The organism is Sutterella sp. (genome assembly GCF_052272535.1).
In the GTDB taxonomy this organism is placed as follows: Bacteria; Pseudomonadota; Gammaproteobacteria; order Burkholderiales; family Burkholderiaceae_F; genus Sutterella.
The window spans coordinates 1-2,764 of the sequence record NZ_DAVZJY010000272.1 but is presented as its reverse complement, the minus strand read 5'-3'; the positions used below and the strand labels follow the sequence as shown (position 1 = coordinate 2,764).

Here is a 2,764-nt window from a genome sequence, read left to right as displayed (position 1 = left end):
AGTTTTCGCCGGGAAGGCCCTTCTTCGTGGAGGAGCTGATGACGATGCCCTCAAAGGCGGTTCCGGAGAGAAGGAAGCGCCTCCGGGAGGCGCTCACCAGCGCACGGAGACGCGCTCGCCGACGTGGGAGCCCTCGGCGATGAGGTCCGCGACCGCCGCGGCATAGTCGGCGTAGCTCACGGCGCTCCTGCCCTCGGCGTCGGTCGAGAACTCCTCGCCCGCGAGGACGTAGTGACCCTTCTTCGGGCCGTCGGCTTCGAACTCTGCGGCGGGAGACACGCAGGTCCAGAGGACGTCCTTGCGCGCACGCAGGGCCGCCAACTGATCACGCTGCGCGCTCGCGAGCGGCCGGTACTCCGCCGGGAAGAACGACTGGTCGACGAGCTGCTGCGTGTGCGCGGGGTCGAGGTAGAGGCTCCCGGCGCCGCCCACGACGAGGAGCCGCGTCTTCGTGCCGTCAAGCAGGTCGGCGAAGTGAAGGACCGACTTCGTATGGAGCGGCAGATCCTCAGGAGCCCAGAAGCCGAGGGCGTCGACAACGGCGTCGAACCCGGCGAGATCGTCCTTCGTGAGCGCGAGAGCGTCCTTCACGAGGACGTGCTTCGCGGCGGTCTTGTTTTCACCGCGCACGACGGCGGTGACGTCCCAGCCGCGGCTCACGGCTTCATCAACGATGCGGCGCCCGGCGTTGCCGTTGGCGCCGATGACGGCGATTCGGGTCATGGAAATTCCTTTCAATGTGCTTGAGTTTCGATCAATAATTAGTTCGATGTCGAACTAATTGGCACTATAGTCCATCAATCGTTCGACGTCAAACGTTCATGACGAAGGCGGCGGAAAGGACCGCGGATTCTTCCTCTCGACCCTGCGTCGAGGGAGACGCCTGCCGCCGCGGGAACACGTCTAGGCGAACATCTTGAACGCGCGCAGACGGCGTCCCCCAGACCTGAGGAAGCAGGGTAGAATTCAGGGCCTCCGAGCCGCATCCCGAATTTCAACGCGGCTGCGGTTGAAGAGCCGCCTCCATTCATTGAGCGCTTTCGGTCCACTCAGAATCCAATCCACAGACATTCTCACAGGTGGGAGCGCACCCTTTCATTGCCGTCGACTTCCGGCGACGGATCGGTGCGGCAGGTACCATCCCTCTGGGCCGTCACCATGAACTCCAATGAATGGACTGGTGAGAATGCAGCGCGCGGAGCACTTCTCTCCACAGCGTGAATGGAATGGAGAATTCTCCACCATCTCATTCCATCCGGACGATCCGAATGACCTTCCGGCTTTGGCCTTCCAACGAAAGTTGGGTTGGAGTGAATGAAGCCCCTCTCCCCACATCGTTTAATTGACGGAACTGGACGGAAGGGTAAATCACGCTTTCGAGCCAACAGATCATCACCGGAACTTTGGGAATCCATTTCCGACGATTCATTTCAGAAGACGCAAAGGATCATCCTCTGAAAACACTCCCGTCGTGCGTACTTATTCCACCGGGGAAACATTCGCATCGACGCAGCTACCGGAAGCGTAGAGACTCTGCCTTCCGCACTCGAGGTAATTTCTCCAGAGGCAGAATTCGGAGCATCTGCCGTCGGCAGCGCACTTCAATCACAAAACCTTTCTCAGCCTGACCGCGCTTCTCCGGGGGCAACCCGTCGATGACCCCATCGCCGCCCCGGGGAGGGGAGAGGGAGGGAATGAATCGCCACTCGGACGCCGCCGCCCGGTCCGAAGGCGTCCTGCCGATCATTCGCAACACGCAGAATCCGATGAGTATTCTGGGTTAAAATCCATGATGTTGCGTCTTATGCTCAAAATCTCCCATGCCTCAGCCCGACTTTATCGGGGCTTGACGGGCGATGAGACGTCCCGCGGCCACTCCTTGCCATAAGCCGTCATACGGATTACAATCCGCATAATTCTGATGCTTTTGAGCGTTTGTTCCTAGGATACTACGTGTTATGAGACCATCCATCGCCGTCGAGGATGCCCTCCTTCAACTCGGTGCGAACATTCGCGGCGCCCGGCTTCGCCGGCGTCTGCCACAGTCCGTCGTTGCTGAACGCTCCGGCATTTCATTGAACACTCTCTCCAAGATTGAGAACGGTGACGCAGGTGTTGCAGTCGGCAACATTGCGGCAGTTCTGAATGCTCTCGGGCTCCTTCCCCTCCTCTCATCACTCGCAGCCCCCGCCGAAGACGAGGCGGGTCTACTGCTCTCGGAGAAGCGCCTTCCGCAGCGTATTCGCCTCAAAAAGGAATAGCCCTCCCCTACTCGGCGTGGAAAAGCGCTTCTCCGCCCGCCGTTCAACAGAATATTCACCAGAGAGGACGCGTCAGTCATGACTCAACCAAAATTTCGACGCTGGGAGGTTCACGCCTCCGCATTGCCTGATAGCCCTCTCGTCGGTGAAGTCTTCTTTCCCGTTTCATCCATTCCGATCGACGCTGATTCACGCGGAAATGATTCCAGCGAATCATTCGATTCTGCCGCTTCCGGTGACGCCGCTTCCAAAAGAAGAACCCGCAGAAATAGGCGCGCTTTATTTGCCGCGACGGGTTTGGAGAAGAACGGCAGCCCCGCAGAAGCCGCAAGGCGTTCACTCAGTCCTTCCGAAAGGCATTCGTCTGCCCGCAATGCCTCATCCACTCCTTCTCTTCTTCTGCCGCGCTTTCGCTATTCGACCGAGTGGCTCGAAGGCGGGTTCGCGCTCGGCGCGGACCTTCCCCTGACGCCGGGACTCAAGGCCCCGCTCTGCGGCCGGCG

2 protein-coding genes and 1 pseudogene are annotated in these 2,764 nt (G+C 59.8%); 2 read left to right on the top strand and 1 reads right to left on the bottom strand.

Annotated features, from left to right (window positions below; translation table 11 throughout):
* Positions 1–93: 93 nt before the first annotated feature.
* The gene (locus tag ACT6Y9_RS10175; protein WP_295479266.1) at positions 94–723 is read right to left on the bottom strand and encodes an NAD(P)-dependent oxidoreductase; all 630 of its coding nucleotides are present in this window, start codon (positions 721–723) and stop codon (positions 94–96) included.
* Between the two features lie 1,235 nt (positions 724–1,958).
* Between ACT6Y9_RS10175 and ACT6Y9_RS10170 the strand changes: the two genes are divergently transcribed.
* Positions 1,959–2,261, top strand: a complete 303-nt coding sequence (locus tag ACT6Y9_RS10170; RefSeq protein WP_295479269.1) for a helix-turn-helix domain-containing protein — start codon at positions 1,959–1,961, stop codon at positions 2,259–2,261.
* A gap of 78 nt (positions 2,262–2,339) precedes the next feature.
* Positions 2,340–2,764: pseudogene (locus ACT6Y9_RS10165) on the top strand (hypothetical protein); the annotation flags it as partial.

Excerpts from the sequence above, each read along its gene's own strand:
- ACT6Y9_RS10170 (WP_295479269.1), top strand. The coding sequence starts at position 1,959 with ATGAGACCATCCATCGCCGTCGAGGATGCCCTCCTTCAACTCGGTGCG.
- ACT6Y9_RS10175 (WP_295479266.1), bottom strand. The coding sequence starts at position 723 with ATGACCCGAATCGCCGTCATCGGCGCCAACGGCAACGCCGGGCGCCGC.